This is a genomic window from Streptomyces sp. NBC_00236 (assembly GCF_036195045.1).
Lineage (GTDB): Bacteria > Actinomycetota > Actinomycetes > Streptomycetales > Streptomycetaceae > Streptomyces.
Genome location: NZ_CP108100.1, coordinates 775,613 through 798,594 on the forward strand (window position 1 = coordinate 775,613; position 22,982 = coordinate 798,594).

Below are 22,982 nucleotides of genomic sequence, written 5' to 3' on the forward strand. Positions count from 1 at the left end.
ACGCGCCACCCGGATCACCGTCTCCGCAGACGGCGTCCCGGAGCGACACCCCACAAGCCGTCTGCGGGGAGCTTCCGCAGATGTATGAGAAGAATACGGAGCCGCAATGAGTACCAGAGGTAGGATCATGCACCGGCTACACCGGAGGCTTGCCGCAGCCTCCGCCCTGGCCATGGGCGCAGCACTGATGGTGGCGATCCCGACCCCCGCCTCCGCAGCCGCCGCGCGGGTCGACAACCCGTACGTGGGCGCCACGCCCTACGTGAACGAGGACTGGTCCGCCATGGCGAGGGCCGAACCGGGTGGTGCCGCCATCGCCGACAATCCGTCCTTCGTCTGGATGGACCGCATCGCGGCCATCGAGGGCTCGGCTTCCAAGATGAGCCTGCGCGAGCACCTGGACACCGCACTGGCCCAGGGTGCGGACCTGTTCCAGGTCGTCATCTACGACCTGCCGGGACGCGACTGCTCCGCGCTGGCGTCCAACGGTGAGCTCGGTCCCACCGAGCTCGACCGTTACAAGAACGAGTACATCGACCCGATCTCCGACATCCTCGCCGACCCGGCGTACGCGAGCCTGCGCATCGTCACCCTCATCGAGCCCGACTCGCTGCCCAACATCGTCACCAACGCGGGCGGCACCGCCGGTTCCACGGACGCCTGCGCGGTGATGAAGGCGAACGGGAACTACGAGAAGGGCATCGGCTACGCCCTGCACACCCTCGGCGCGATTCCCAACGTCTACAACTACATCGACGCCGCCCACCACGGATGGCTCGGCTGGGACACCAACATGGGTCCGGCCGCCACGGAGTTCAAGAAGGCCGCCACGTCCGAAGGAGCCACGGTCAACGACGTGGCCGGCTTCATCGTGAACACGGCCAACTACTCGGCTCTCAAGGAGCCGAACTTCAAGATCACGGACACCGTGAACGGCACGACGGTGCGCCAGTCGAAGTGGGTCGACTGGAACTACTACACCGATGAGCTGACGTTCGCCCAGGCGCTGCGCACCCTGCTGGTGAGCCAGGGCTTCAACTCCAACATCGGCATGCTGATCGACACGGCCCGCAACGGCTGGGGCGGCTCCGCACGGCCCACCTCCGCAGGTCCGCTGACCAGCGTGGACACCTACGTCAACGGCGGCCGGGTCGACCGTCGCATCCACGCCGGTAACTGGTGCAACCAGTCCGGCGCCGGAGTCGGCGAGCGTCCCACCGCGGCCCCCGAGGCCGGCATCGACGCGTACGTGTGGGCCAAGCCCCCGGGCGAGTCGGACGGCAACAGCGCCCCCATCGACAACGATGAGGGCAAGGGCTTCGACCGGATGTGCGACCCGACGTACGAGGGCAACGGCCGCAACGGCAACAGCATGACCGGCGCCCTGCCGAACTCCCCGCTCGCGGGCCACTGGTTCTCCGCGCAGTTCCAGGAGCTCGTGAAGAACGCCTACCCGCCGATCGACGGCGGCGGCAACCCGGGCGGCGGCGACGACACCCAGGCGCCGACCGCGCCGACCGGTGTGACCGTGACGGCGAAGACCAGTGGCAGCGTCTCGCTGTCCTGGACGGCGTCCACCGACAACACCGGAGTGACCGGCTACGACGTGTTCCGTGACGGTGTGAAGGTGGGCTCGTCCACCACGACCTCCTACACGGACTCGGGTCTGTCGGCCTCCACCGCGTACAGCTACACGGTCAAGGCCAAGGACGCGGCCGGCAACGTCTCGGCGGCCTCCTCGGCGCTGTCCGCCACCACGTCCGCGGGCGGTGGCACCGGAACGGGCTCGCTCAAGGTCCAGTACAAGAACACCGACTCCTCCGCGACCGACAACCAGATCCGGATGGGTCTGCAGCTGGTCAACACCGGCAGCACCGCGGTGGACCTGTCCACGGTGAAGCTGCGCTACTGGTTCACTCCCGAGGCCGGGGCCTCCACCTTCGGCACCTCGTGCGACTGGGCGGTCATCGGCTGCGGGAACCTCACCCACAGTGTGAAGACGAACGGTTCGGCGGCCGGTGCGAGCCACTACCTGGAGGTCTCGTTCGGCAGCGGCACCCTGGCGGCGGGAGCCTCCACGGGTGAGATCCAGATGCGGCTGAACAAGAGCGACTGGTCCAACTTCAACGAGGCGGACGACTACAGCCGTTCGACGTCCACGAGCTACGCCGACGCGGCGAAGGTCGGCCTGTACGTCACCGGCGCCCTCGCCTGGGGCACCGCTCCCTGACCCCGCCGTCCTGGCCCCGTCCCCGCCCTGACGCGGTGACGGGCCAGGACCCGGGAACCCCAACGGACCCGCCCTCTGCCGGAGAACCGGCAGGGGGCGGTGTCATGTGCGGGGGCGGTTCAGAGCACGGCGGGCACCGTGATGCCGGCCGTGCCGGCGGCCTTTCTCCGGTGAACGGGACCTCGGCCGTCAGGAAGTCCTGGCGCTGCTCGCCGGGAAGGAGGCGGACCGGATCGACTCCGTGCCCCTGGTCCTCGTCACGAAGAACATCCTGGTCCAGGCACCGCAGTCCTGTCCCCGGGCGATGACGGTCCCGGACCGGGCGCCCCCGCCGCGTACCATCGGGGATCCAGGTCCGCTCCGACGCGCACGACATCACCCCGGCCCGCTCGCGGACGGTTACAGGACGCGCCGCCCGGCCCTAGGCTGTACACGTCAAGAAATCCGCTGACCTGGGAGAACGCAGCCCCGGAGCCGATCCGGCAGAGCTTGGAGCCGCCCGTGTTCTATTACGTGCTCAAGTACGTCGTCCTGGGGCCGCTGCTGCGGTTGTTCTTCCGCCCCGTCATCAAGGGGATGGAGCACATTCCGGCGGAGGGCGCGGCGATCATCGCCGGCAACCACCTGTCCTTCTCCGACCACTTCCTGATGCCCGCCATCATCAAGCGGCGGATCACCTTCCTCGCCAAGGCCGAGTACTTCACCGGGCCCGGTGTGAAGGGCCGGCTGACCGCGGCGTTCTTCCACAGCGTCGGTCAGATCCCGGTGGACCGGTCGGGCAAGGACGCGGGGCAGGCGGCGATCCGCGAAGGGCTCGGGGTACTGGGCCGGGGTGAGCTGCTGGGCATCTACCCGGAGGGCACCCGTTCGCACGACGGCCGGCTGTACAAGGGCAAGGTGGGTGTGGCGGTGATGGCCATCCGGGCGGGCGTGCCGGTGGTGCCGTGTGCGATGGTCGGCACCTTCGAGATCCAGCCGCCCGGCAAGGTCGTGCCGCGCATCAAGCAGGTCACCATCCGCTTCGGGGAACCCCTGGACTTCTCCCGCTATGCCGGTCTGGAGAACGAGAAGGCGGCCATCCGGGCGGTCACCGACGAGATCATGTACGCGATCCTCGGTCTGTCGGGTCAGGAGTACGTCGACGAGTACGCGGCCAAGGTGAAGGCCGCCGAGCAGGCGGACGGCGCGGAGAAGCCCCCGAGGCGCAAGCGCTGACGGGCGGTATCACGACGCACGAAGGGACGGGCCGCCGGTGAATACCGGCGGCCCGTCCCGTTACTCGGACGGTGCGGGTGTTACGGCTTCGGCGTGGCGTGCGGGGCGCACGTCACGTCGTGGCGGTCGGTCTTCCCGGTGAGCAGGTAGCTGTCCACCCGCTCGTTGATGCAGGAGTTGACCAGCCCGGTGACGCCGTGCGAGCCGGCGCCCTCCTCGGTGATGAGCCGCGAACCCTTGAAGCGCTTGTGCAGCTCGACGGCGCCCTCGTAGGGAGTTGCGGCGTCACGCGTGGACTGCACGATCAGCACCGGCGGCAGTCCCTTGCCGGTACGGACGTTCAGCGGGGTCTGCTGCTTGGCGCGCCAGGTCGCACAGGGGAGGTTCATCCAGGCGTTGGCCCAGGTCATGAACGGGTAGTCCCTGTGCAGCCGGGTGTTGTCGCGGTCCCACGTCCGCCAGTTGGTGGGCCACTTGGCGTCCGCGCACTCGACCGCTGTGTACACGGCGTTGCTGTTCTCGGACCGGATGTTGCCCGCCGTGTCCGAGAGGTCGGGGGCGGCGGCGTCGATCAGTGCCTGGGTGTCGCCGGCCCGGTAGGCGCTCCAGGTCCGGGCGGTGGGTGCCCAGGCGGAGTCGTAGTACGGGGCGCTCTGGAAGAAGCCGATGAGCTCGGCGGGGCCGAGGACGCCGCCGATCGGGCTCTTCTTCGCGGCCGCACGCAGCTTCAGCCACTCCTGCTCGACCTTCTGCGGGGTCGTGCCGATGTGGAAGGTGGCGTCGTTGGCGGCGACCCAGGCCTTCCAGTCGTCCCAGCGCTTCTGGAAGGCGATGTCCTGGTTGAGGTTCGCCTGGTACCAGATGTTGTCCTTCGCCGGGTTGACGACGCTGTCGACGACCATGCGGCGGACATGGGACGGGAAGAGGGTGCCGTAGACCGCGCCCAGGTAGGTGCCGTAGGAGACGCCCAGGTAGTTGAGCTTCTTCTCACCGAGCGCGGCGCGGATGACGTCCAGGTCGCGTGCGGTGTTGGGCGTGGTCATGTGCGGCAGCATCTCGCCGCTGCGTTCGGCGCAGCCGTCCGCGTACTCGGCGGCGAGCTTGCGCTGGGCGCGCTTGTCGGCCTCGGAGTCGGGCACCGGGTCGGCCTTGGGTGCCTTGACGAACTCCTGCGGGTCGACGCAGGAGATCGGCGCCGAGTGGCCGACGCCGCGCGGGTCGAAGCCGACGAAGTCGTAGGCCTTGGCCGCGTTCACCCAGAGCGGGCTCTTCGTGGCGATCCGCTTGGGGAACGCCATGCCCGAGCCGCCGGGTCCGCCCGGGTTGTAGATCAGGGCGCCCTGGCGTTCGCCGCTGGTTCCGGTGCTGACGTGGCGGTCGACGGCTATCTTGATCTGCTTGCCGTCGGGCCGTGCGTAGTCGAGCGGGACGGTGACCCATCCGCACTGGATCGGCGCGGCGATGGCCCAGTCGGCCGGACAGTCCGCCCAGTCGATGCCGGCCCTGGCCGCGCGTGCCACGGCCAGCTGGACGCCGCGCGCCTCGGAGCCGTTGTGGTGGCGGCTTTCGGCGGTGGCAGCCGGTGCGGCTATCGCGCCCGCTATGAGCGTGCCCGCGATCAGAGCGCCGGCTGAGCCGAACGCTGCTGTGCGTCTCAAGTGGAACCTCCCCCATGGTGAAGCGCCTTCGGGTGCGGCGCAGTTCAGTAGGAACCTCCCGCGGATCCTGTCTCCTGTGAGCCGTCCGAGACAGATCGCACACACACTTCTTTACCGAATCGATAACCGGACACCGGAGTCCTGCCAGCGGTGTTCAGCCATGCGCGGCAGCCGGTGTTCGGCCAGGTGCGGCAGCCGCGAGTTCCTCCGCCGCCCGGTCCAGCAGGGTGCGCAACTCCCGTGCGTCTGCGGCGAGTACGGACACGAGGACGGCGGGACCGGCCAGCCGGGTGAGCACGGCCGTGGCCCCCAGCAGCCGGGTGTCCGGGCCCCGGTCCCCGAAGGCCGGGTCCACGACCAGCAGTTGTCCGGCCGCCCGGTGTCCGCCGAGCACGGCCGGGCCGTCCCAGCCACCGGGCGCGCCCGGCCCGTACGCCAGTTGCTGGTCGAGGAGCGGGCGTCCTGCGCGGTGGACGGTGAGCCTGCTCAGCAGTGATCCGGTGGCCTCGCCGTGCCGGCCCAGGATCTGTTCCTCGCGCAGTACCAGCCGTGCGGTGGGGGCGAGTTCGGCCACGGTGGTCATGTGGAGTTCGCTGCCGTGCGCCGAGATCAGCTGCTCGGGGAGCCAGTGGAGCTCGGCGTCCTCCTCCGCCTTCAGCGTGATGGCGTAGTGGGCCGCTGCCGCTTCGGATCCGGGCCCGGGCAGGGCGACGGTGGCCGCCGCCGAGTCGACGGTGAGCCGGGTGCCCTGCCCGGCCCGCACCTGGAGGGCGAGCCGGTCGCCGCCGAGCGGGGCGCTCATCGCGCCCACGACGGTGACGCGTGCGGCCCCGGGAAGGACGGCCCTCGTCCGACGGAGGGCGAGCGGCCCGTCGCTCTCCAGGACGGGGAGCGTGGTGACGCCGCGTGCGTCGCATACGGCGGTGATGCGGGCGGTAGCGCGGACGCTCACGCGGTCCAGGAGGCGAGCTGCCCCCGTACCCAGTCCGCGACGGGGCCGACGCCTTCGCCCGAGGTGAGCGAAGTGAAGGCGACGGGCAGTTCGCCGCGCTGCTGTGCGGCGTCATGGGCCATCCGGCCGAGGTCGGAACCGACGTAGGGCGCCAGGTCGGTCTTGTTGATCACCAGCAGGTCGGACGTGGTGACGCCGGGACCGCCCTTGCGGGGGATGTCGTCGCCGCCCGCGACGTCGATGATGAAGATCTGGGCGTCCACGAGCCCCTTGGAGAAGGTGGCCGTGAGGTTGTCACCGCCGGATTCCACGAGGATGAGGTCGAGCGGTCCCACGGTGTCCTCCAGGTCCTCGACGGCTTCGAGGTTGGCGGATATGTCGTCGCGGATGGCGGTGTGCGGGCAGGCGCCGGTCTCGACCGCCTGGATCCGCTCGGGCGGCAGCACCGCGTTGCGCAGCAGGAACGCCGCGTCCTCGCGGGTGTAGATGTCATTGGTGACGACGGCCAGGGACAGCTGGTCGCGCAGGGCACGGCAGAGCGCTGCGACGGTAGCGGTCTTGCCGGATCCGACGGGTCCGCCGAGGCCGATCCGCAGGGCCCGCCGGGTGCCGTCGGGGCGTGCGGCGTCCGCGCCGAGGGCGGCGGGTCCGACGTGGGCGTGATCGAGGTGCATGGTGCGGCTCCTGTGCTGTTCGGGCGGCTTACGTCTCGGCGCTGCGAGGTCACGAGGCGAAGAGCCGGACGGGGCGTGCGGCGTGGGCCTCGGCAGCGATGTCGAGCAACGGGGCGGAGAAGGAGGGAAGTTCGCCGATGGGTCCGCGTGCGGCAGCGGCGGCCAGCTCGGCCACGTGGTCGAGCTCGGGGGCAAGTCGGGCCAGTACGGCGGTGGCGTCGAAGGGGTTGAGGGAGAGCAGCCGGACGACGGCGGTGGCCGGTCCGCCGACCGTCTCGTACGCGGCGCAGTGTGCGGCGTCCTCGGGTGCGAGCCCGGCCGAGCGCGCGGTGAGGCCGAGCACGACCGGCTGGTGGCCGCCGCGTGGCCGGGCCAGTGCGAACGCGTCGAGCTCCTCGCCCGGCCAGGTCGCGCGGGCGGCCCGCATCAGCTGCCGGCCGAGCTTGCGGGCGACCGCCCGCAGGGCCGGTGAGGGCGTGCGGGCATCGGCTGCCTCGTCCAGGGCCAGCGGGTCGTGGCCGTGGGCAGCCGCCGCGGCGAGTGCCGCGGCGGTGAGACCGGTCGTGTGCAGACGGCCCCGGCAGAATGCGGCGAGGTCGTCCGCGTTGCGGATGCGCCCTGCCACGACGGCCGCTTCGGCGCCGCCGGAGTGGGCGTGGCCCCCTGCCGGGAAGCGGCCGTCGGACAGGACGAGGAGGGCGGCACGGCTCATCCCTGGTCCGTTCTCAGAAGAGGAAATAGCGCTGGGCCATCGGGAGTTCGGCGGCCGGATCGGGCTCGACCCGATCACCGTCGATCGTCACCGCGAAGCTGTCCGGGTCGACGTCGACCCGGGGCAGCGCGTCGTTCTCCCGCATGTCGGCCTTGGTCACGAGCCGGGTACTGGTGATCGGCACGAACCGCTTTCCCAGGCCGAGCCGCTCAGGCAGCCCGTCCTCGATCGCGGCCGCCGCGACGAAGTTGAAGGAGTTGCCGGCGGGGGCCCTGCCGACCGCACCGAACATCGGGCGCGGCAGTACGGGTTGCGGGGTGGGGATGGAGGCGTTGGCGTCGCCCATCTGCGCGTGCGCGATCTGGCCGCCCTTGATGACGAGCTGCGGTTTGACCCCGAAGAAGGCGGGTTCCCACAGGACCAGATCCGCGAGCTTGCCGGTCTCCACGGAGCCGATCTCCCGGTCTAGGCCCTGCGCCACTGCCGGATTGATGGTGTATTTGGCGACATAGCGACGGACCCGGTGGTTGTCGGCCCGTTCGTCGCCCGGCAGTGCGCCTCGCCGCCTCTTCATCACGTGGGCGGTCTGCCAGGTGCGCAGGACGACCTCGCCGATGCGGCCCATGGCCTGGGAGTCGGAGGAGATGATCGAGATGGCGCCGAGGTCGTGCAGGATGTCCTCGGCCGCGATGGTGGAGGGCCGGATCCGCGACTCGGCGAACGCCAGGTCCTCCGGCACGGCGGGGTTCAGATGGTGGCAGACCATCAGCATGTCGAGGTGTTCCTCGATGGTGTTGACGGTGTGCGGCCGCGTCGGATTGGTCGAGCTGGGCAGGACGTACGGCTCCGAGACGACACTGATGATGTCGGGGGCGTGCCCGCCGCCCGCACCCTCGGTGTGATAGGCGTGGATGGTGCGCCCGGCGATGGCGGCCAGGGTGTCGGCGACGAACCCGGCCTCGTTGAGGGTGTCGGTGTGGATGGCGAGCTGGGCACCGGTCTCCTCGCAGACGCCCAGGCAGGCGTCGATGACCGCAGGGGTCGCACCCCAGTCCTCGTGAATCTTGAACCCGAGTGCACCTGCCCGCAGTTGGGAGTGCATGGCGTCACGGGACATCGTGTTGCCCTTGCCGAGCAGGCCGATGTTGACGGGGTACGCCTCCAGCGCCTCGAACATCCTGGCCAGGTGCCAGGGACCCGGGGTGATGGTGGTGGCCTTGGTGCCCTCGGCCGGGCCGGTACCGCCGCCGACCAGGGTGGTGATGCCACTGGAGAGCGCCTCGTCGACGAGGGTCGGCGAGATGAAGTGCACATGGGCGTCGATGGCGCCTGCGGTGAGGAACTTGCCGTTGCCCGAGATGATTTCGGTCTCGGGGCCGATGACGAGGTCCGGATGGACGCCGTCCATCGTGTCCGGGTTTCCGGCCTTGCCGATCCCGGTGATCCGGCCGTCACGGATGCCGATGTCCGCCTTGACGACACCCCAGTGGTCGATGACGACGGCGCCGGTGATCACGGTGTCCGGCGCTCCCTCGGCGCGGGTGGTGCGCGCCTGCCCCATGGACTCCCTGATCACCTTGCCGCCGCCGAACACCGCCTCGTCGCCCGCGAGTCCCGGTCCGCCGCAGCGGTCCTCCTCGATCTCCACGAGCAGATCGGTGTCGGCCAGTCGGATCCGGTCGCCGGCGGTGGGGCCGAACAGGTCGGCGTACACGGCACGGTGGAGTTCAGCCATCGAGGGGACCTCCGGCCTCGCCGCGCAGGCCCGGGACGACACGCCGCCCGGCCAGCGGGACGAGTTCGATGTCGACAGGGACGCCCGGCTCGAAGCGGACGGCCGTTCCTGCGGCGATGTTCAGCCGCAGTCCGCGCGCGGCCGCACGGTCGAACTCGAGGCCGGGGTTGGCCTCGGCGAAGTGGTAGTGCGACCCCACCTGCACCGGCCGGTCGGCCGCGTTGAGGACGGTGAGGCGGCTGACGGGCCGGCCCGCGTTGAGCGGCACAGGGGCCTGCGCGTAAAGGATCTCTCCCGGAATCATCGGCGGCGGCCCGTCAGACGATCGGTTCGTGGACGGTGACGAGCTTGGTGCCGTCGGGGAACGTCGCCTCGACCTGCACGTCGTGGATCATTTCGGCTATGCCGTCCATGACGTCGTCCCGGGTGAGCACCTTGCGTCCGGACGCCATGAGTTCGGCGACCGTGCGGCCGTCGCGCGCCCCCTCCATCAGGTGGGAGGTGATGAGAGCGACGGCCTCGGGGTGGTTGAGCCGCAGCCCTCGTGCGCGGCGCTTCTCGGCCACGTCGGCGGCCACATGTATGAGCAGGCGTTCCTGCTCGTGCGGGGTCAGTTGCACGCGTCCACCTCACAGTTGTCCGCCCAGTACCGGCCCTGGGCGCAGCGAGACACTAGCGATCTTCAACAGCCTGTTGAAGGTCGAACCGGTGTCGCACGGCGAGGTATTGCACGTTAGAGCCGAAGTTTTTCCGGCGCGTTAACTGGCCCTTTGCAGATCCATGGACATCAGCCCGCGCAGGCCGTTCTCGAGGACCTCGGGCCCCGCGTCGCCGAACATGGCGAGTTGGACGATGAGGCCCTGCGCGGTGGCGATCAGCGTGCGGGCGATGTGCTCGTCCGGCACACCGGCAGCGAGCATCCCGCTCGCGCGGTACTCCCCGACCAGCTCCGCCCAGGAAACCCGCAGACCCTCGTACGCCTCACCGAGCGTGGCCGCCAGCCGCTCGCTGCGCAGCGTCTCGGACCACACCTGGACGATCAGACCGGCATACGCCCTCGGGTCCAGCCCTCCCCTCCGCTCCGCGTCGTCGCCGAACAGGGTGCGCACCACGCGGCCGATCAGCACGTCGGGGGTGGGCGGAGGGCTGACCCGGGCGGCGCGCTCGAATGCCTGCCGGACCCCGCCGACCGCCTCGCCGGCGATGGCGGCGATCAGATCGTCCTTGCCGCCGAAGTAGCGGTAGACCGCACCGGCCGACAGCCCGACCTCCTTGAACACGTCCTGCATCGAGGTGGCGTGGAACCCGTCGCGGGCGAAACACCGCGCCGCTCCGTCGAGGATCTGCCGGCGGCGGGCGTCGAGGTGCTCCTGGGATACACGGGCCATGACCCCAATCTAAAACGAACGTTCCTTCTTGACAAGCGTGCCACCCGGCGCGACAGTGACGTCATCACGTAAAACGAACGATCATTCTTTTTGAATCGAGGTTCCCGCCATGTCCGCTGCCCCGAACCGCCGTTTGGTGGCGGTCGTCGTCCTGGTCCCCGTCGTGGTGGCACTCGCCCTCTGGGCCTTCGCTTGGCCCGCCGCCCGCATGGCTCCCCGTGATCTCCCCCTCGGCGTCACGGGCTCCGCACCGGCCGCCGACCGGCTGGCGCAGCAGCTCGAACGGCGCGCCGGTGCCTTCGAGATCCACCGTTACGACTCCGAGGCCGCTGCCCGCACCGCGATCGAGGACCGCTCCGTATACGGCGCGGTCGTCGTCACCCCGAAGGGCCCCGAACTGCTGACGGCATCCGCCGCCGGCCCCGCGGTCGCCCAGTTGCTGAGCGAGGCGGTGACCGCATCCGCACCCGCGGGCACCACCGTGCCGGTCACGGACGTGGTGGCGGCACCGGCCGCGGATCCGCGTGGCAGTGTCCTCGGCGCGAGCATCCTGCCCCTGGCGATCGCGGGCATGGCGGCCGGTTCCGCCGTGACGCTGCTACGGCTGCGCGGCAGGCGGGCGGTCACGGCACTGCTCGGCGTGGCCGCCCTGGTGGGGATCGTCGCCGCCGCGCTCACCGACAGCTGGCTCGGAGTCATCACCGGTGACTGGTGGAGCGAGGCGGGGACACTCGGCCTCACGGTGCTCGCCATCGGCGCGACGGTGGCGGGGCTCGCCGCACTGATCGGACCGGCAGGTGTCGGCCTGGGGGCGCTGCTCATGGTGCTCATGGGCAATCCGTTCTCGGGCGTCACCAGCGCGCCGGAACTGCTCCCCCGGCCGGTCGGGGCGATCGGCCAGTGGCTGCCGCCGGGCGCGGGCGGCTCACTGCTGCGCTCGGTCGCGTTCTTCGACGGGCGGGCGGCGGGCGGCGCGGCCCTGACCCTGGCCCTGTGGGCCGTACTCGGCCTGACCGCAGTGATCATCGGCGGCCGCCGCAGGCCCCCGGCGCCGGACGCGCCCGAGGCCACGCCGTCGCGACAGCCCGTACTCGCGGGCTGACCGGTCGGCCGGGGAGGCCGTGCGTCCGCCGCCGTCGGCGGCGATGCACGGTCTTCCCGTGTTACGTCAGCTGCCCGGGCCCTGCTGCCCCCGGTGTTCCGCGGCGATCCCGAAGCGGTGCCGTTCGCGCGGAGCGGACGTGGAGGAGCCGATCGAGGAGACCGAACTGATCACCTGCTCCCGCTCCGCCGCCTCCTCGTTCTCAAGTCGCTCCAGGTCAGCGGCCGACACGAACGCCACGAGGGGCTTGCCGTGCCGTGTCACGACCACGCGCTCGCCGCCGTAGACGACTCGGTTGATCAGTTCGGCGAGGTCGGCTCGGGCTTGCGTCACCGGAATCTCATAAACCATGCTCCTAGCTTATGCAACGGCCACCTGGTCCGCCGTGGTCCAGGGCGATCCCGAATGTCCAGGTCAGAGGCTTTCATTTACTCCCGTGCCCCCTCGATCGTGAGAGATGCGCGAGAACGGGAACTTCGAAGCGCGCCGTCCGATGCCCCGACCGGCCCTCGGACCGGGCCCTGTACGGGATCGTGCGGTCGTTGGTGTTCCCGCCGGTGACAACGGAGGCGAGCGGCCGGCCGACGGTGTCGCAGACCACTCGTGGGTGCCCCGCACAGGTTGGGCAAGGCAGCGGGGTCCGGCCAAGAGGCGGGTGACCCGGTGCGTTCAGTTCGTCCCCGTTCCTGAGCCCTTGCGGATCCGGCGTACCGCATCGACGACGAACGTGGCGGAACCCACCGCGAGGAGGCCGGAAAGCACGAGGTCGTGCTGGATGGCCAGAGCAACGACCAGGGTGGCCGTGACCATTGCGGCCGTGACTTCGGCGACCAACGCCAGACGGTGTCCCGCTCGCTCAGTTGCTTGTCTCAACACTTGCGTGTCCAGGTGGTCGGAGGGGTGGGGTGGGTTCACCGGCTCCTGCCGCCTCGCCAGTACCCGGGCACGACCCGAAGAGCCTGCCAGGGCGGGCCGAGTTCAGGGCGACCAGACATACGGTGTCGTCGTGGTGACCGCGTGCAGGCCGAGGCGAGTGAGGATCGGAGCGCTGTCCGCTGAGGCGTCGACGTAGAGGTAGGGGACGTCACGGGCGGCGGCGAGTTGGGCTCGGTGGGCGACCATGGCCCGGTAAATGCCCTGTCCGCGCCACTCCTTGAGTGTTGAGCCACCCCAGAGCCCGCCGAAGTCGATGCCGTCCTTGAACACCAGCCAGGCGGCGCAGACGACTTCGGTGCGTGCCTCGGCGACGAGAACGACGGTGTTCTCCGGGGCGCTCTCGATGCGGGCGGTGAGGTCGTCGGCGAGCCAACTCCAGTCCTCGTTCCAGACAGTGCTCTCCATGGCGGCGATGCGCCGGAGGTCTGATCGGGAGGTGACACGGCGGAGGGTCACGCCATCGGGCAGGACGGGGTCTGCCGCAAGGTCTGCGGACCGCCCGATGAGCACGGTCTCGCTGTCCTCGGCGACGAAGCCGGCCGCCGTGAGCCGACCGGTGAGGTCGGCAGGGAGATCATGGGCGCGAGTCTTCCATTCGACCGCCTCTCCGCGTGCCGCGTAGAAGTCACGCTGCCGCGCTATGAGCATGTCGAGTTCTGCTCCGTACACGCCGAGGTCGCGTGGGCCCGTGACGAAGCCACGGTGCCAGCCGACGACCCGGGTCAATGGGCCGTCCTCTTCGAGGCGCGCGGTGCCGCCGGGCGGGGTGACACCACGGAGCTGGGCGTCGTAGGCGATGCGGAGTCGGCTGATCAGAGTGTCGTTCACTCGAACACCGTACGGACCGGGTCAAGCGACTGGCTCCGGAAGTCGAACAGGTACGTCAGCTGTCGCAGGCCGTCGTCGCTCCCGGTCGAGGGCGGCAGCGACCTCCTCCATGTCGTGGTGCCAGTACGCCCGTTGCCGTTCGCGCTCTTCAGCGCCTGGCAGGTGCTCCTGGTGGAAGCGGAGGGCCGTCCGGGCTCCGTCCTGCTGCGGGCGGTGAGTCCGGCGCCATGGGAGCCCTGACAGCGCGGCCGAGGGGTGGTCCCCGAGGACCTGCTCGGGGTCACAGCACTCGGTCGACCAGCCCGTCGACGTAGTCCGGAGCGAGCGGGCCCATGCCGAACAGAACGCGGATGTACATCGGGGCCATGATGTGGTCCAGCACGTCGAGCGCGTCGGGTGCACGCTCGCCGCGTTCGCGGGCGCGATCGAGCATGGACTGCAACTGCCGGGTGCGTTCGGCGCGGAAGGCGTCACGCGCCTGCAGCCCCTGCTCACCATTGCTCGACAGGGCGACAGCCAGGCGCACCAGCAACAGGCCGTCGGGTCCGGTGATCTCGCGGGCCACTTGGTGCGCGTACGTGCGCAGGTCGCCGGCCAGACTCCCGGTGTCGGGCATCGGTGACTGCGCGTTGAGTCGGGTGAGCGCCGCGTCGGTGAGCAGGGCTTCGAGGCTCCCCCACCGGCGGTAGATGCTGCTGTCGGCCACGCCCGCGCGGGCCGCGACCTCGCTGACGGTGAAGTTGCCGTAACCGCGTTCATTGATCAGCTCAGTGACGGCCCGGTGCACCTCCGCACCGACTCGGGCGCTGCGCCCGCCGGGGCGCCTGGCTCGCTGCTGTTCGCTCATGCCTCCACCTTAACGCAGTTCACGCTTGCGTTTACGAGGAGCTCCCCCGTACAGTCACCTAACGCAGCCACTGGCTGCGTTAGTGCGCTCGATGGCTGACCCGTCGGCCGTGGAGGGGCGCAATCGACAATGGAGAGGAATTCCCTTGGCTGCATCGTCTGCACCTGCAGGCAGTCGGCAGAGCCGGGCCACGCTGCTCACAGTGACGTGCCTGGGTCAGTTCATGGTCCTGCTCGACAACACGATCGTCGGAGCGGCGCTGCCCGATATGCAGCACCGACTGCACACAGGGCTGACCGGTCTGCAGTGGATCGTCGACGCGTACGTGCTGCTGGTCGCCATGCTGCTGCTGTCCGGTGGCGTCTTCGCCGACCGGTTCGGCCGTAAGCGGGTGTACCTGACCGGCGTGGCGGTCTTCACCGTCGCGTCGGTGATGTGCAGCCTCGCGCCCTCGGTCGGCTGGCTGGTCGCCGGCCGGGTGCTGCAGGGCGTCGGGGCCGCGGCACTGAGCCCTGCCTCGCTGGCCCTGCTCGTCGCCGCCTGTCCCGTGCCGCAGGAACGGATCAAGGCGATCGGACTGTGGGCCGGGTTCAGTGGACTCGGTCTGGCCGTTGGCCCCGTGGCCGGCGGCGTGCTGACGGATGCCTTCGGCTGGCCGGCCATCTTCCTGGTCAATCTGCCCATTGGCGTGGTCCTGCTGGTGGTCGGTCTGCGCAGCCTCGGAGAGACCCGCAATCCGAGCGCCCCGGCGATCGATGTCCCGGGGACGGTACTGTCCGTTCTGGGAGTGGGGGCGCTGACGTACGGGCTGATCGAGGGTGGCACCCGCGGCTGGACGGCGCCGGTGATCCTGGTCAGCTTCACCGCGGGGGTGGCCCTCCTGACCGCCTTCCTCGGCGTCGAAGCGCGCCGCTCCGCTCCGATGCTGCCGCTGCGGCTGTTCCGGCAGCGCCTGTTCACCGTGTCCAACACCGCCATGGTCGTGGTGGGGTTCGCGCTCATGGGCTCGTCGTTCTTCTTCTCCCAGTTCTTCGTGTACGTCCAGGGCAGCTCGATCCTGCGCGCGGGCCTGCAGACCCTGCCGGTGTCCCTCGGCATGGTGATCGTCAGCCCCTACGCGGGCCGGCTCGCCGCCCGGTACGGCTTCCGCGTCGTGGTGACCGCCGGCCTGGCCCTGGCCGGGCTGGGACTGCTGGCACTCGGCACGGTGCACGCCGACACGGGCTACGGGAACGTGTGGTGGCGGCTCGGAATCGTCGGCATCGGCTTCGCCCTGACCCTGTCCCCACTGACGGGAGCCGCCATCCAGGCCGTCAGCCCGCAGGAAGGCGGCCTCGCCTCAGGCATCAGCAGCACCACACGGCAGATCGGCGCGGTGCTCGGCGTGGCGGTACTCGGAGCCGTCGTCCGCACCCGGGAATCCGGCGGCGCCTCCTTCGAGACCGGCCTCAACAGCGCCTTCCTCGCCGCCGGTGCCGTCACCATGGCCACCGCCGTGTTCACAGGCCTGTGGCTGACCAGGTCCGAGCCCGCCGCCGCCCCAGGTGCCGTCACCACCTCGCACGAGGCATCCGAACAGCCGTTGACCACAGCAGTCGGCCGAAATCGATAGCCACGAACCGATTCGTGCCGGCCGGGCAGCGTAGAGAAGATCGGCACTCGGGTGCGGGGCCGCCCGCGGTTCGCGGAGGGGTGAGGACGGCGAGAGAGGTCAAAACCCACGCCCCGCACTGCCTGGTCATCCTGACGGTGTACGAGATGAAGAGGCTGGGGCGGGACACCCCCGAACTCACCGCGCTCCCGGACCACCTCACCGCCCTCGGCCGGTGCGGGCAACCTCCCAGCCGGGCCAGTGGCGCGAGCACGGGGACTCCCTGGCTCACCGCTGCCCAGATGCCGGTGCCCCGGCGTCATGAGGTGGTGAGCCATCCGCCCTCAGCGAACAGCCGCAAACGCCCCTGAACGGGGGCTTTTCGTGGATCGCCAGGACCTGTTCCCATCCAACTCCTTCTGTACGTCCTGTACATTTTTTACAGATGTTCGCGGGCGCCTCCCTGCCCCGCGCACCCCGGAGGAGAGGTCCCGCCATGCACCGCCCCGCCGCCCGCCATGTACTGCCCGAGTTCACGGAGCGCACGTCCCAGGGGACGCGCACCCTCGACCCGTACTCCAAACTCCTCGCCGAACGGGTCGCGTTCCTCGGCACACCCGTCGACGACACTGCGGCCACCGACCTGGTCGCCCAGTTCATGTACCTGGAACACGACGCTCCGGACCGGCCCATCTCGCTCTACATCAACTCCCCCGGCGGCTCGTTCGGTGCCATGACCGCCATCTACGACACGATGGCGTTCCTCAGTTGCGAGGTGGAGACCTTCTGCCTCGGCCAGGCGGGAGCCGCCGCGGCCGTTCTGCTCGCAGCGGGCGCCCCGGGCAGGCGGCATGCACTGCCGGGTGCCCGCGTGGTGGTGCAGCAGCCCGAACTCACCGAGCCGGTACAGGGGCAGCCCTCCGATCTGGAGATCGAGGCGCGGGAACTGGCCCGGATGCGCGACACGCTGACCGGCATGCTGGCCCGTCACACCGGCCGCCCCGCCGAGCAGATCACCGCCGACACCGAGCGCGATCTGATCCTCGACGCGGAGGGCGCCAAGGACTACGGGCTGGTCGACCACATCGTGCAACGACGCGGACTGTCGCTGCCTGCGCACCCCGTGAGGTGAATCCGCGATGCAGCCACCGGAGTTCGCGCCCCTGCCCGCCCTGACCCGCGCGGAGGGCGAGTTCATCGACCGCTATCTGCAAGTCATCGACCAGGTGGGCCGGATCAATCCGGCCCACGGTGGCGACACCTACAGCGCCCTGCGCGCCGCCCAGGCGCTGGCCTCGTACGCGGCCACGCTGCGCGACGCGCTCACGTTGATGCACGAGCGGGGCGAAGACCGGATCCACGCGGCCACGTTGACCAGGGCGCTGCGCGTTCTCGACGGCGAAAGGCGCTCCGGGCGGGTCACCGTGCCGCCCGAAGCGCCGAGTTGATCAGCGCGATGCACCGACACGCCCGACGCGGGGACCAAATTTTCTCGCTCGTTCGGCGTAGACGTTACTTCGCACGAGGGACAACTCGATTTGCGTTTTCGAAGTGGACGATGGGTGAAATCTCCCGTTCCGTCGCTGGTGCGGCACCGGTCGCCGTGACCCCACGGTTTGCCGCAACGTCACCTGGCCACCCGAACGGTCCATTCGTGATGAGCCTCACATATGGCTGTTTCACCTCGGAAATCCGGCACTCGGTGAGTCAAGATCCCTGGGACGACAAGCCCCCGCCACCGCGGCGGGGCGGTCCGGGCGGACGCCGAGTCCTGCCGCCGCCCGGATGCCTGGTCGACAGGAGTGGATCGGCAGGAGTGGAGGACCCAGCACAACGGGTCGACCGGACTTCCGGTCGTCCCTCGGGGTGAAGCCGCATCTGCGGCCGGGCGACTTCGCCGGCCCGAACCCGACAGGTCATCCTTCACAGGCGGCTGACGAAGGGTTGCGCATGACTGCGCAGGTTCATGTCCCGTCTCTGCTCGCCCGGGCCGGTACGGCCTCGGTAATGACTCTCGCCGCCGTCGGCGGCTCGCTGTTCGTGCCCGGCGCCGTGACCGACGCCCAGGCCGCCAGCCATTCGATGAAGGCCCTCACGATCGCCGCGTCGAAGAAGGGGGCGCCCTACCGTTGGGGCGCCACCGGGCCCAGCCGCTTCGACTGTTCCGGGCTGACGCTCTACTCGTTCAAGAAGGCCGGGAAGAAGCTCCCCCGCACGGCCCAGCAGCAGTACAACAAGACCCGCCACATCTCGTCGTCCAAGCGGCAACGCGGCGATCTGGTCTTCTTCCACTCCGGCCGCAGCATCTACCACGTGGGCATCTACGCGGGCAGCGGCAAGATCTGGCACTCGCCCAAGACGGGGGCCGTGGTCCGCCTGGAGAAGATCTGGACGAAGAGCGTCTACTACGGACGCGTCCGTTGAGGCCGCTCCCCCGCCCCGGCCCGTTCTCCCGCGTCAGTGCAGCAGCGGGCCCGTCACCAGGACCAGCCCCAGTGCGGTGAGTGCGGCGCCGCTGCCGCCCTCGATCGCCCGGGCGGTGCGCGGCCGGCGCAGCCACCGGCCGAGGCGGTCCACCAGGAGAGCCACCAGCGGGAACCAGATCAGCGCCAGCACCACGACGATCGCGGCGAGCAGCAGCGTCCTGGGCAGGGGCGCGGCCCCGGCCGGCACGAACTGCGGCAGCAGGCTGAGGAAGAGCACGGGCGCCTTGGGGTTCAGCGCGTTGGTCAGGAAGCCCTGGCGCAGCGCGCGGCCCGTTCCCATGCCCGACCGCCCGCCGTCCGCCTCGTCCGGCCCGGCCTCCGCGTCCTGCCCGGTGCCGCGCCGGGCCGCGTACAGGGCGCAGATCCCCAGATAGAGCACGTAGGCGCCGCCCAGGAGCTGGATGATCCGGAACAGCACGGGCACCGCCACCAGCACGGCGGCCAGACCGGCTACGGCGAGCACGGTGTGGACGAGGAGGCCCCCGGCGACCCCGAGCGCGGTCGCCACTCCCGCCGTGCGCGAGGCGAGGGCGTTGCGTACGACGACGGTGAAGTCCGCGCCGGGCAGCGCGACCATGGCGGTGGCGACCCCGATGAAGGCGGTCAGTTGTGCGTCCATGGGTCCACCCTGGACCGCTGGAGCCTTTAGCGTGTACTTGCAATCTTCTGGGTCTGCCAAAAGGAATGCTTAATGTACGACCCGACACGGCTCGCGGCGCTGGTGGCGGTCGCCGAGGCCGGTTCGATCACCCGGGCCGCCGCACGCCTGGGCTACACCGCCCCGGCGCTCTCCCAGCAGCTGGCCAAGCTGGAGCGGGAGGCGGGGGCTGCGCTGCTGGTGCGCCATCACCGGGGCGCCCGGCTGACGGCGGCGGGCGAGCTGCTCGCCGGACGCGCCCGGCGGGTTCTCGACGAGATGGATCAGGCCCGTCACGAACTGGCCCGCCTCGCCGGGCTCTCCGGCGGGCGCCTGCGGGTCGGCACCTTCACCACCGCGGGCATCCATCTGCTGCCTCCGGTGCTGAGCGCGTTCCGCCGGGCCCACCCGGACGTGGAGCTGGCCGTCACCGAGTACGAGCCGCCGGGCGGGGTGGCCGCCGTGGCGGCGGGCGAGGTGGATCTGGCGCTGACCCATGACTACGAGCCCGGACCCGTGACGCCGCCGCCCTCGGGTGTCCTGACCGAGCCGGTCCTGATCGAGGAACTGGTCCTGATCACGGCCGTCGGCCAGGTCCTGGCGGACGGCAGCGGACGGCTCCCGGTGACGGAGCTGGCGGGCCGGCCCCTGATCAGCAGCGCGCCCAGGCACCCGCCGCGCCGCGGAGTGGAGAGCGCGCTCGCCGAAGCGGGGGCGCTGCCTGCGGTGGTCTGCGAGTCGCCCGGCTACGCGCTGGTGTGTGCCCTGGTCAGTGCGGGCATCGGGGTGGCCGTGGTACCGGAGATGGTCGCCGCCATGTCGCCGACGCCCCTGTCCGTACGGCGGCTGGAGCCGGCCTCGTTCCGCCGGACGATCTCGGTGGTGCATCGAGGGGACCGTACGAGCCCGGCGGCGGCGACGCTTCAGGCTCTGCTGCGCAGCGGATTCGGGCGGGCGGCGGCAGCCGGGTGACCGGGACGCGCGACGGAGAAGTTCAGTGCTGGACGGGCGGCTGCCACGGCAGCGCGATCCAGACGGTCTTCCCGCCGTCCGGGGTGGGCGTGACGGTGAGCCGGCCACCGTACTCCTTGGCCAGCGAGCGGATGATCACCATGCCGCGGCCGTTGTCCTGCTGCACGGCCGCCGGCAGCCGCTGGGGCCACCGGGGGTGACTGTCCGTCACTCCGAGGCGCAGCTGCTCCTCGCGCTCCAGCCGGAGGTCCACGGTGAAGGTGGGTGACTGTCCGAACGTGTGCTGGACCGCGTTGGTCGCGAGTTCCGAGACGATGAGCCGGACGGTCTCGCCCGTGTCCGTGCCGTCGGGCAGTCCCCATTCGGCCAGTACCCGGGCCACATAGCGCCGGGCGGCGGAGACCGAGACCGGCTCGCTCGGCAGGGTGACACGTGCTTCCTGATGGTCTGCCATGGCGAGCCGTCCCTTTCCCACCCGGAAGCGACCCCGCGATCGATGGTCCGGGTTGTGCTTCGCGCCAGATTGCCACTGATGCTGCCCGCTGTAACGGCGATCCACCAAGATATGCATATATCTGTCGCTCGAAGCGGTGAACTCTGCCCCGGATGCGCCGTGAGGACGCCACACTGTCCGCTCGGCAGGGAGTGGGAGGGAGGCACCACATGCAGCACGGCCCTGCGGTGCGACGCCGCAAGCTCGGGGAGGAACTGCGGAGTCTGCGCCATGCGTCCGGACTCACGAGCCGCGACGCGGCTCGTCTGCTCGGCTGGCATCAGTCGAAGGTCAGCCGGATCGAGACCGGTGTGAGCGGAGTACGGCCAGGTGACGTGACCCGGCTGCTCGACACCTATGGCACCAACGACCCGAAGTTGCGCGAGGTCCTGGAGGCGCTCGCGGGATCGGCGGGCGGCGGGGGCGCGGGATGGTGGCACGCCTACCGCGGTCTCATCCCGCCGCAGTACCGCGACTTCATCAGTCTGGAATCCCAGGCGCGCACCGCCCGCACCCTGGAGACGTCGGTGGTGCCGGGCCTGCTGCAGACCGCGGACTACGCCCGTGCGGTGACCCGGGCCTCGCTCGACGGACTGCCCACCGGACAGCTGGACTCGCTGGTGGAAGTGCGGCTCGCGCGGCAGGGTGTCCTGCGGAGCGACCCTCCGCTGCGGCTGAGCGCGGTGCTGGACGAGGCGGTACTGCGGCGGGAGGTCGGGGGCCGCCGGGTGATGCGGGAGCAGTTGCGCCACCTCAGCCGAGTGGCCCAACTGCCTCATGTGCAGCTTCAGTTGCTGCCGTTCTCGGTCGGCGGCTATGTGGGCCTCACGGGACCTTTCGTTATCTTCTCTTTTCCGACTACTTCTGATCTGGATGTGGTCGTTCTTGACCACTTGACGAGTAGCCTCTACCTGGAGCGGAAAGAAGACCTCGAGGCGTACAGCTCGGCCTTCCGCACCCTGCAGGCACACGCGCTGTCGCCGGAGCACTCGTTGGATCTGATCGCCGCAATCGACCGCGGCGGTCAGTGAACCCGTACTGCCCGAGGGAGCGTCATGTCGGATTGCCTCGCACAGCACGCGTTACGGTGGCGGCGCAGCAGCCGCAGCACGGGAATGAACAACTGCGTGGAGGCCGCGCCGTTCGGTGGCCGACGGCTGGCCGTGCGCGACTCCAAGGACCGCTCCAGGCCGCCTCTCCAGTTCTCCGCGACGGCCTGGACGTCCTTCGTCACCGCCCTGAACGGCGGTGACGTCAGCTGAGTCCGCGGCCGGGCGCCGCGGACCGGCGGATCAGCCGGCCGGGGCGGTCCGCCGTACGATCGCCACCGCCTCGGCGATCTGCTCGTCCGTCAGGTCGGCGCGCGCGGTCAGCCGCAGCCGGGAGACACCGTCCGGTACGGACGGCGGCCGGAAGCACCCCACCGCGATGCCGGCGGCACGGCAGTCGGCCGCCCAGCGGACGGCGTCCTCCGCCGAGGGCGCGCGTACCGAGACCACGGCCGCGTCGGGCCTGACCGCGGTCAGGCCGGCCGCGGTCAGCTGCCCGTACAGCGCGGTGGCGACGGTACGGGCCCTGGCCGCGCGTTCCGGTTCGCGGCGGAGCAGCCGAAGGCTGCCGAGCGCGGCGCCGACGGCGGCCGGGGCGAGCCCGGTGTCGAAGATGAAGGTACGGGCGGTGTTGACCAGGTGGTCGATCACCCGGGCCGGGCCGAGGACCGCCCCGCCCTGGCTGCCCAGGGACTTGGAGAGGGTGAGCGTGGTGACGATGCCCTCGCCGCCCGCCAGGCCGGCCGCGGCGGGGGCGCCCCGGCCGCCGTCCCCGAGCACTCCCAGGCCGTGCGCGTCGTCGACGAGCAGCGCGGCGTTCTCCGCACGGCAGGCGTCGGCCAGTTCGGCCAGAGGCGCGGCGTCGCCATCGACCGAGAAGACCGAGTCGGTGACCACCAGGGACCTGCCCGGGTGCGCGTGCAGGGTCTTGCGCACTGACTCGGGGTCGGCATGCGGAACAACGGCGGTCTCGGCCCGCGAGAGCCGGCAGCCGTCGACGATCGAGGCGTGGTTGCCCGCGTCCGACACGATCAACGAGCCCCGGCCGGTCAGCGCGGTGAGCGCCGCGAGGTTGGCGGCGTAGCCCGAGGACAGCACCAGGGCCGACTCGAAACCGCAGAAATCGGCCAGTTCGCGTTCGAGCTCGGCGTGCAGTGCGGTGGAACCCGTGACCAGCCGGGAGCCGGTGGCCCCGCCGCCCCAGCGGTGTGCCGCCTCGGCGGCCGCGGCGGTCACCTCCGGATGCCGGGTGAGGCCGAGGTAGTCGTTGCTCGCGAGGTCCAGCAGTTCCGGTTCGGCGGGCCGCGGCCGGAGCGTCCGGACGAGTCCGGCGTCCGCGCGTCGGCGCGCCTCCTCATCGATCCAGTCGAACGGGGCGAAGGACATGAGCGGGTCCCTTTTGTAGGCAGCTCACAGACCCTAACCGCGGGCGCAGTCGGGCATGGTGTGGCAATGCACACACCCTCTGCGGGCTCTG

The 22,982-nt window shown here is 70.5% G+C and carries 27 protein-coding genes and 1 riboswitch; of the genes, 12 read left to right on the top strand and 15 right to left on the bottom strand.

All coding sequences use genetic code 11. The annotated features are described in order from the left end of the window. Window positions 1–106: 106 nt before the first annotated feature. Window positions 107–2,230 (top strand): glycoside hydrolase family 6 protein, encoded by a 2,124-nt coding sequence (locus tag OG446_RS03295; protein ID WP_328892591.1) that lies wholly within the window; start codon window positions 107–109, stop codon window positions 2,228–2,230. Between the two features lie 501 nt (window positions 2,231–2,731). Continuing rightward, window positions 2,732–3,445, top strand: coding sequence for a lysophospholipid acyltransferase family protein (locus OG446_RS03300; RefSeq protein WP_328892592.1), 714 nt, complete (start codon window positions 2,732–2,734; stop codon window positions 3,443–3,445). An 80-nt stretch (window positions 3,446–3,525) separates the two neighbouring features. Here OG446_RS03300 and OG446_RS03305 read toward each other — a convergent pair whose 3' ends face one another. The 8 genes from OG446_RS03305 to OG446_RS03340 form a co-directional block, all read right to left on the bottom strand. After that, window positions 3,526–5,103 (bottom strand): alpha/beta hydrolase, encoded by a 1,578-nt coding sequence (locus OG446_RS03305; protein ID WP_328892593.1) that lies wholly within the window; start codon window positions 5,101–5,103, stop codon window positions 3,526–3,528. Window positions 5,104–5,257: 154 nt separating this feature from the next. Then, entirely contained in the window at window positions 5,258–6,055 is a 798-nt protein-coding gene (locus OG446_RS03310; protein ID WP_328892594.1) for an urease accessory protein UreD, read from the bottom strand. Beyond that, window positions 6,052–6,729: an urease accessory protein UreG gene (ureG, locus tag OG446_RS03315; protein ID WP_328892595.1), complete on the bottom strand. Its 678-nt coding sequence runs from the start codon at window positions 6,727–6,729 to the stop codon at window positions 6,052–6,054. The genes OG446_RS03310 and ureG overlap by 4 nt, the downstream gene beginning before the upstream one ends. 49 nt (window positions 6,730–6,778) lie before the next feature. Beyond that, the gene (locus OG446_RS03320) at window positions 6,779–7,441 is read right to left on the bottom strand and encodes an urease accessory protein UreF (RefSeq protein WP_328892596.1); all 663 of its coding nucleotides are present in this window, start codon (window positions 7,439–7,441) and stop codon (window positions 6,779–6,781) included. 13 nt (window positions 7,442–7,454) lie between these two features. Next, a complete protein-coding gene (locus tag OG446_RS03325; RefSeq protein ID WP_328892597.1) occupies window positions 7,455–9,176 on the bottom strand; it encodes an urease subunit alpha in 1,722 nt (573 codons plus the stop codon). Continuing rightward, a complete protein-coding gene (locus OG446_RS03330) occupies window positions 9,169–9,480 on the bottom strand; it encodes an urease subunit beta (RefSeq protein WP_328892598.1) in 312 nt (103 codons plus the stop codon). The genes OG446_RS03325 and OG446_RS03330 overlap by 8 nt, the downstream gene beginning before the upstream one ends. Before the next feature lie 13 nt (window positions 9,481–9,493). Further along, a complete protein-coding gene (locus tag OG446_RS03335) occupies window positions 9,494–9,796 on the bottom strand; it encodes an urease subunit gamma (RefSeq protein ID WP_148015252.1) in 303 nt (100 codons plus the stop codon). Window positions 9,797–9,934: 138 nt separating this feature from the next. Then, window positions 9,935–10,564, bottom strand: coding sequence for a TetR/AcrR family transcriptional regulator (locus OG446_RS03340; RefSeq protein ID WP_328892599.1), 630 nt, complete (start codon window positions 10,562–10,564; stop codon window positions 9,935–9,937). Between the two features lie 109 nt (window positions 10,565–10,673). On the opposite strand from OG446_RS03340, the gene OG446_RS03345 reads away from it, so the two are divergent. Then, window positions 10,674–11,666, top strand: coding sequence for an ABC transporter permease (locus OG446_RS03345; protein WP_328892600.1), 993 nt, complete (start codon window positions 10,674–10,676; stop codon window positions 11,664–11,666). Between the two features lie 66 nt (window positions 11,667–11,732). Here the strand turns inward: OG446_RS03345 and OG446_RS03350 are convergent, their stop codons facing one another. The 3 genes from OG446_RS03350 to OG446_RS03360 form a co-directional block, all read right to left on the bottom strand. Further along, on the bottom strand, window positions 11,733–12,017 hold the full coding sequence (locus OG446_RS03350) for a type II toxin-antitoxin system Phd/YefM family antitoxin (protein ID WP_328892601.1): 285 nt from the start codon (window positions 12,015–12,017) through the stop codon (window positions 11,733–11,735). A gap of 318 nt (window positions 12,018–12,335) precedes the next feature. Next, window positions 12,336–12,500, bottom strand: coding sequence for a hypothetical protein (locus OG446_RS03355; RefSeq protein WP_328892602.1), 165 nt, complete (start codon window positions 12,498–12,500; stop codon window positions 12,336–12,338). A 144-nt stretch (window positions 12,501–12,644) separates the two neighbouring features. Next, the gene (locus OG446_RS03360; RefSeq protein ID WP_328892603.1) at window positions 12,645–13,430 is read right to left on the bottom strand and encodes a GNAT family N-acetyltransferase; all 786 of its coding nucleotides are present in this window, start codon (window positions 13,428–13,430) and stop codon (window positions 12,645–12,647) included. Between the two features lie 114 nt (window positions 13,431–13,544). Here OG446_RS03360 and OG446_RS03365 point away from each other — a divergent pair, with 114 nt between their 5' ends. Beyond that, window positions 13,545–13,670, top strand: a complete 126-nt coding sequence (locus tag OG446_RS03365) for a hypothetical protein (protein ID WP_328892604.1) — start codon at window positions 13,545–13,547, stop codon at window positions 13,668–13,670. Window positions 13,671–13,710: 40 nt separating this feature from the next. On the opposite strand, the gene OG446_RS03370 is transcribed toward OG446_RS03365, so the two are convergent. Beyond that, complete coding sequence (locus OG446_RS03370; RefSeq protein ID WP_328892605.1) at window positions 13,711–14,277, bottom strand: TetR/AcrR family transcriptional regulator; 567 nt, start codon at window positions 14,275–14,277, stop codon at window positions 13,711–13,713. 145 nt (window positions 14,278–14,422) lie between these two features. Here OG446_RS03370 and OG446_RS03375 point away from each other — a divergent pair, with 145 nt between their 5' ends. The 5 genes from OG446_RS03375 (at window position 14,423) to OG446_RS03395 (ending at window position 18,292) form a co-directional block, all read left to right on the top strand. Further along, entirely contained in the window at window positions 14,423–15,889 is a 1,467-nt protein-coding gene (locus OG446_RS03375) for an MFS transporter (protein WP_328892606.1), read from the top strand. An 80-nt stretch (window positions 15,890–15,969) separates the two neighbouring features. After that, the gene (locus OG446_RS03380; protein WP_328892607.1) at window positions 15,970–16,239 is read left to right on the top strand and encodes a hypothetical protein; all 270 of its coding nucleotides are present in this window, start codon (window positions 15,970–15,972) and stop codon (window positions 16,237–16,239) included. A 125-nt stretch (window positions 16,240–16,364) separates the two neighbouring features. Next, entirely contained in the window at window positions 16,365–17,000 is a 636-nt protein-coding gene (locus OG446_RS03385) for an ATP-dependent Clp protease proteolytic subunit (protein WP_328892608.1), read from the top strand. A 7-nt stretch (window positions 17,001–17,007) separates the two neighbouring features. Beyond that, window positions 17,008–17,316, top strand: a complete 309-nt coding sequence (locus OG446_RS03390; RefSeq protein WP_328892609.1) for a hypothetical protein — start codon at window positions 17,008–17,010, stop codon at window positions 17,314–17,316. Between the two features lie 328 nt (window positions 17,317–17,644). Then, window positions 17,645–17,815, top strand: a riboswitch (cyclic di-AMP (ydaO/yuaA leader). A gap of 3 nt (window positions 17,816–17,818) precedes the next feature. Beyond that, a complete protein-coding gene (locus OG446_RS03395; protein WP_328892610.1) occupies window positions 17,819–18,292 on the top strand; it encodes a C40 family peptidase in 474 nt (157 codons plus the stop codon). Window positions 18,293–18,325: 33 nt separating this feature from the next. On the opposite strand, the gene OG446_RS03400 is transcribed toward OG446_RS03395, so the two are convergent. After that, the gene (locus tag OG446_RS03400) at window positions 18,326–18,973 is read right to left on the bottom strand and encodes a LysE family translocator (RefSeq protein ID WP_328892611.1); all 648 of its coding nucleotides are present in this window, start codon (window positions 18,971–18,973) and stop codon (window positions 18,326–18,328) included. A 72-nt stretch (window positions 18,974–19,045) separates the two neighbouring features. On the opposite strand from OG446_RS03400, the gene OG446_RS03405 reads away from it, so the two are divergent. After that, entirely contained in the window at window positions 19,046–19,963 is a 918-nt protein-coding gene (locus OG446_RS03405) for a LysR family transcriptional regulator (RefSeq protein WP_328892612.1), read from the top strand. Between the two features lie 22 nt (window positions 19,964–19,985). Here OG446_RS03405 and OG446_RS03410 read toward each other — a convergent pair whose 3' ends face one another. Next, window positions 19,986–20,417: an ATP-binding protein gene (locus OG446_RS03410; RefSeq protein WP_328892613.1), complete on the bottom strand. Its 432-nt coding sequence runs from the start codon at window positions 20,415–20,417 to the stop codon at window positions 19,986–19,988. Window positions 20,418–20,626: 209 nt separating this feature from the next. Here OG446_RS03410 and OG446_RS03415 point away from each other — a divergent pair, with 209 nt between their 5' ends. Together OG446_RS03415 and OG446_RS03420 are read left to right on the top strand one after the other, a co-directional pair. After that, on the top strand, window positions 20,627–21,487 hold the full coding sequence (locus tag OG446_RS03415) for a helix-turn-helix domain-containing protein (RefSeq protein WP_328892614.1): 861 nt from the start codon (window positions 20,627–20,629) through the stop codon (window positions 21,485–21,487). 24 nt (window positions 21,488–21,511) lie between these two features. Further along, complete coding sequence (locus tag OG446_RS03420) at window positions 21,512–21,718, top strand: DUF397 domain-containing protein (RefSeq protein ID WP_328892615.1); 207 nt, start codon at window positions 21,512–21,514, stop codon at window positions 21,716–21,718. Between the two features lie 30 nt (window positions 21,719–21,748). Here OG446_RS03420 and OG446_RS03425 read toward each other — a convergent pair whose 3' ends face one another. Further along, window positions 21,749–22,891, bottom strand: coding sequence for an 8-amino-7-oxononanoate synthase (locus OG446_RS03425; RefSeq protein ID WP_328892616.1), 1,143 nt, complete (start codon window positions 22,889–22,891; stop codon window positions 21,749–21,751). Window positions 22,892–22,982: the final 91 nt, after the last annotated feature.

Excerpts from the sequence above, each read along its gene's own strand:
- OG446_RS03410 (WP_328892613.1), bottom strand. The coding sequence starts at position 20,417 with ATGGCAGACCATCAGGAAGCACGTGTCACCCTGCCGAGCGAGCCGGTC.
- OG446_RS03350 (WP_328892601.1), bottom strand. The coding sequence starts at position 12,017 with ATGGTTTATGAGATTCCGGTGACGCAAGCCCGAGCCGACCTCGCCGAA.
- OG446_RS03340 (WP_328892599.1), bottom strand. The coding sequence starts at position 10,564 with ATGGCCCGTGTATCCCAGGAGCACCTCGACGCCCGCCGCCGGCAGATC.
- OG446_RS03420 (WP_328892615.1), top strand. The coding sequence starts at position 21,512 with ATGTCGGATTGCCTCGCACAGCACGCGTTACGGTGGCGGCGCAGCAGC.
- OG446_RS03385 (WP_328892608.1), top strand. The coding sequence starts at position 16,365 with ATGCACCGCCCCGCCGCCCGCCATGTACTGCCCGAGTTCACGGAGCGC.
- OG446_RS03390 (WP_328892609.1), top strand. The coding sequence starts at position 17,008 with ATGCAGCCACCGGAGTTCGCGCCCCTGCCCGCCCTGACCCGCGCGGAG.
- OG446_RS03395 (WP_328892610.1), top strand. The coding sequence starts at position 17,819 with ATGACTGCGCAGGTTCATGTCCCGTCTCTGCTCGCCCGGGCCGGTACG.
- OG446_RS03425 (WP_328892616.1), bottom strand. The coding sequence starts at position 22,891 with ATGTCCTTCGCCCCGTTCGACTGGATCGATGAGGAGGCGCGCCGACGC.
- OG446_RS03405 (WP_328892612.1), top strand. The coding sequence starts at position 19,046 with ATGTACGACCCGACACGGCTCGCGGCGCTGGTGGCGGTCGCCGAGGCC.
- OG446_RS03330 (WP_328892598.1), bottom strand. The coding sequence starts at position 9,480 with ATGATTCCGGGAGAGATCCTTTACGCGCAGGCCCCTGTGCCGCTCAAC.
- OG446_RS03325 (WP_328892597.1), bottom strand. The coding sequence starts at position 9,176 with ATGGCTGAACTCCACCGTGCCGTGTACGCCGACCTGTTCGGCCCCACC.
- ureG (WP_328892595.1), bottom strand. The coding sequence starts at position 6,729 with ATGCACCTCGATCACGCCCACGTCGGACCCGCCGCCCTCGGCGCGGAC.
- OG446_RS03320 (WP_328892596.1), bottom strand. The coding sequence starts at position 7,441 with ATGAGCCGTGCCGCCCTCCTCGTCCTGTCCGACGGCCGCTTCCCGGCA.
- OG446_RS03295 (WP_328892591.1), top strand. The coding sequence starts at position 107 with ATGAGTACCAGAGGTAGGATCATGCACCGGCTACACCGGAGGCTTGCC.
- OG446_RS03345 (WP_328892600.1), top strand. The coding sequence starts at position 10,674 with ATGTCCGCTGCCCCGAACCGCCGTTTGGTGGCGGTCGTCGTCCTGGTC.
- OG446_RS03415 (WP_328892614.1), top strand. The coding sequence starts at position 20,627 with ATGCAGCACGGCCCTGCGGTGCGACGCCGCAAGCTCGGGGAGGAACTG.
- OG446_RS03400 (WP_328892611.1), bottom strand. The coding sequence starts at position 18,973 with ATGGACGCACAACTGACCGCCTTCATCGGGGTCGCCACCGCCATGGTC.
- OG446_RS03370 (WP_328892605.1), bottom strand. The coding sequence starts at position 14,277 with ATGAGCGAACAGCAGCGAGCCAGGCGCCCCGGCGGGCGCAGCGCCCGA.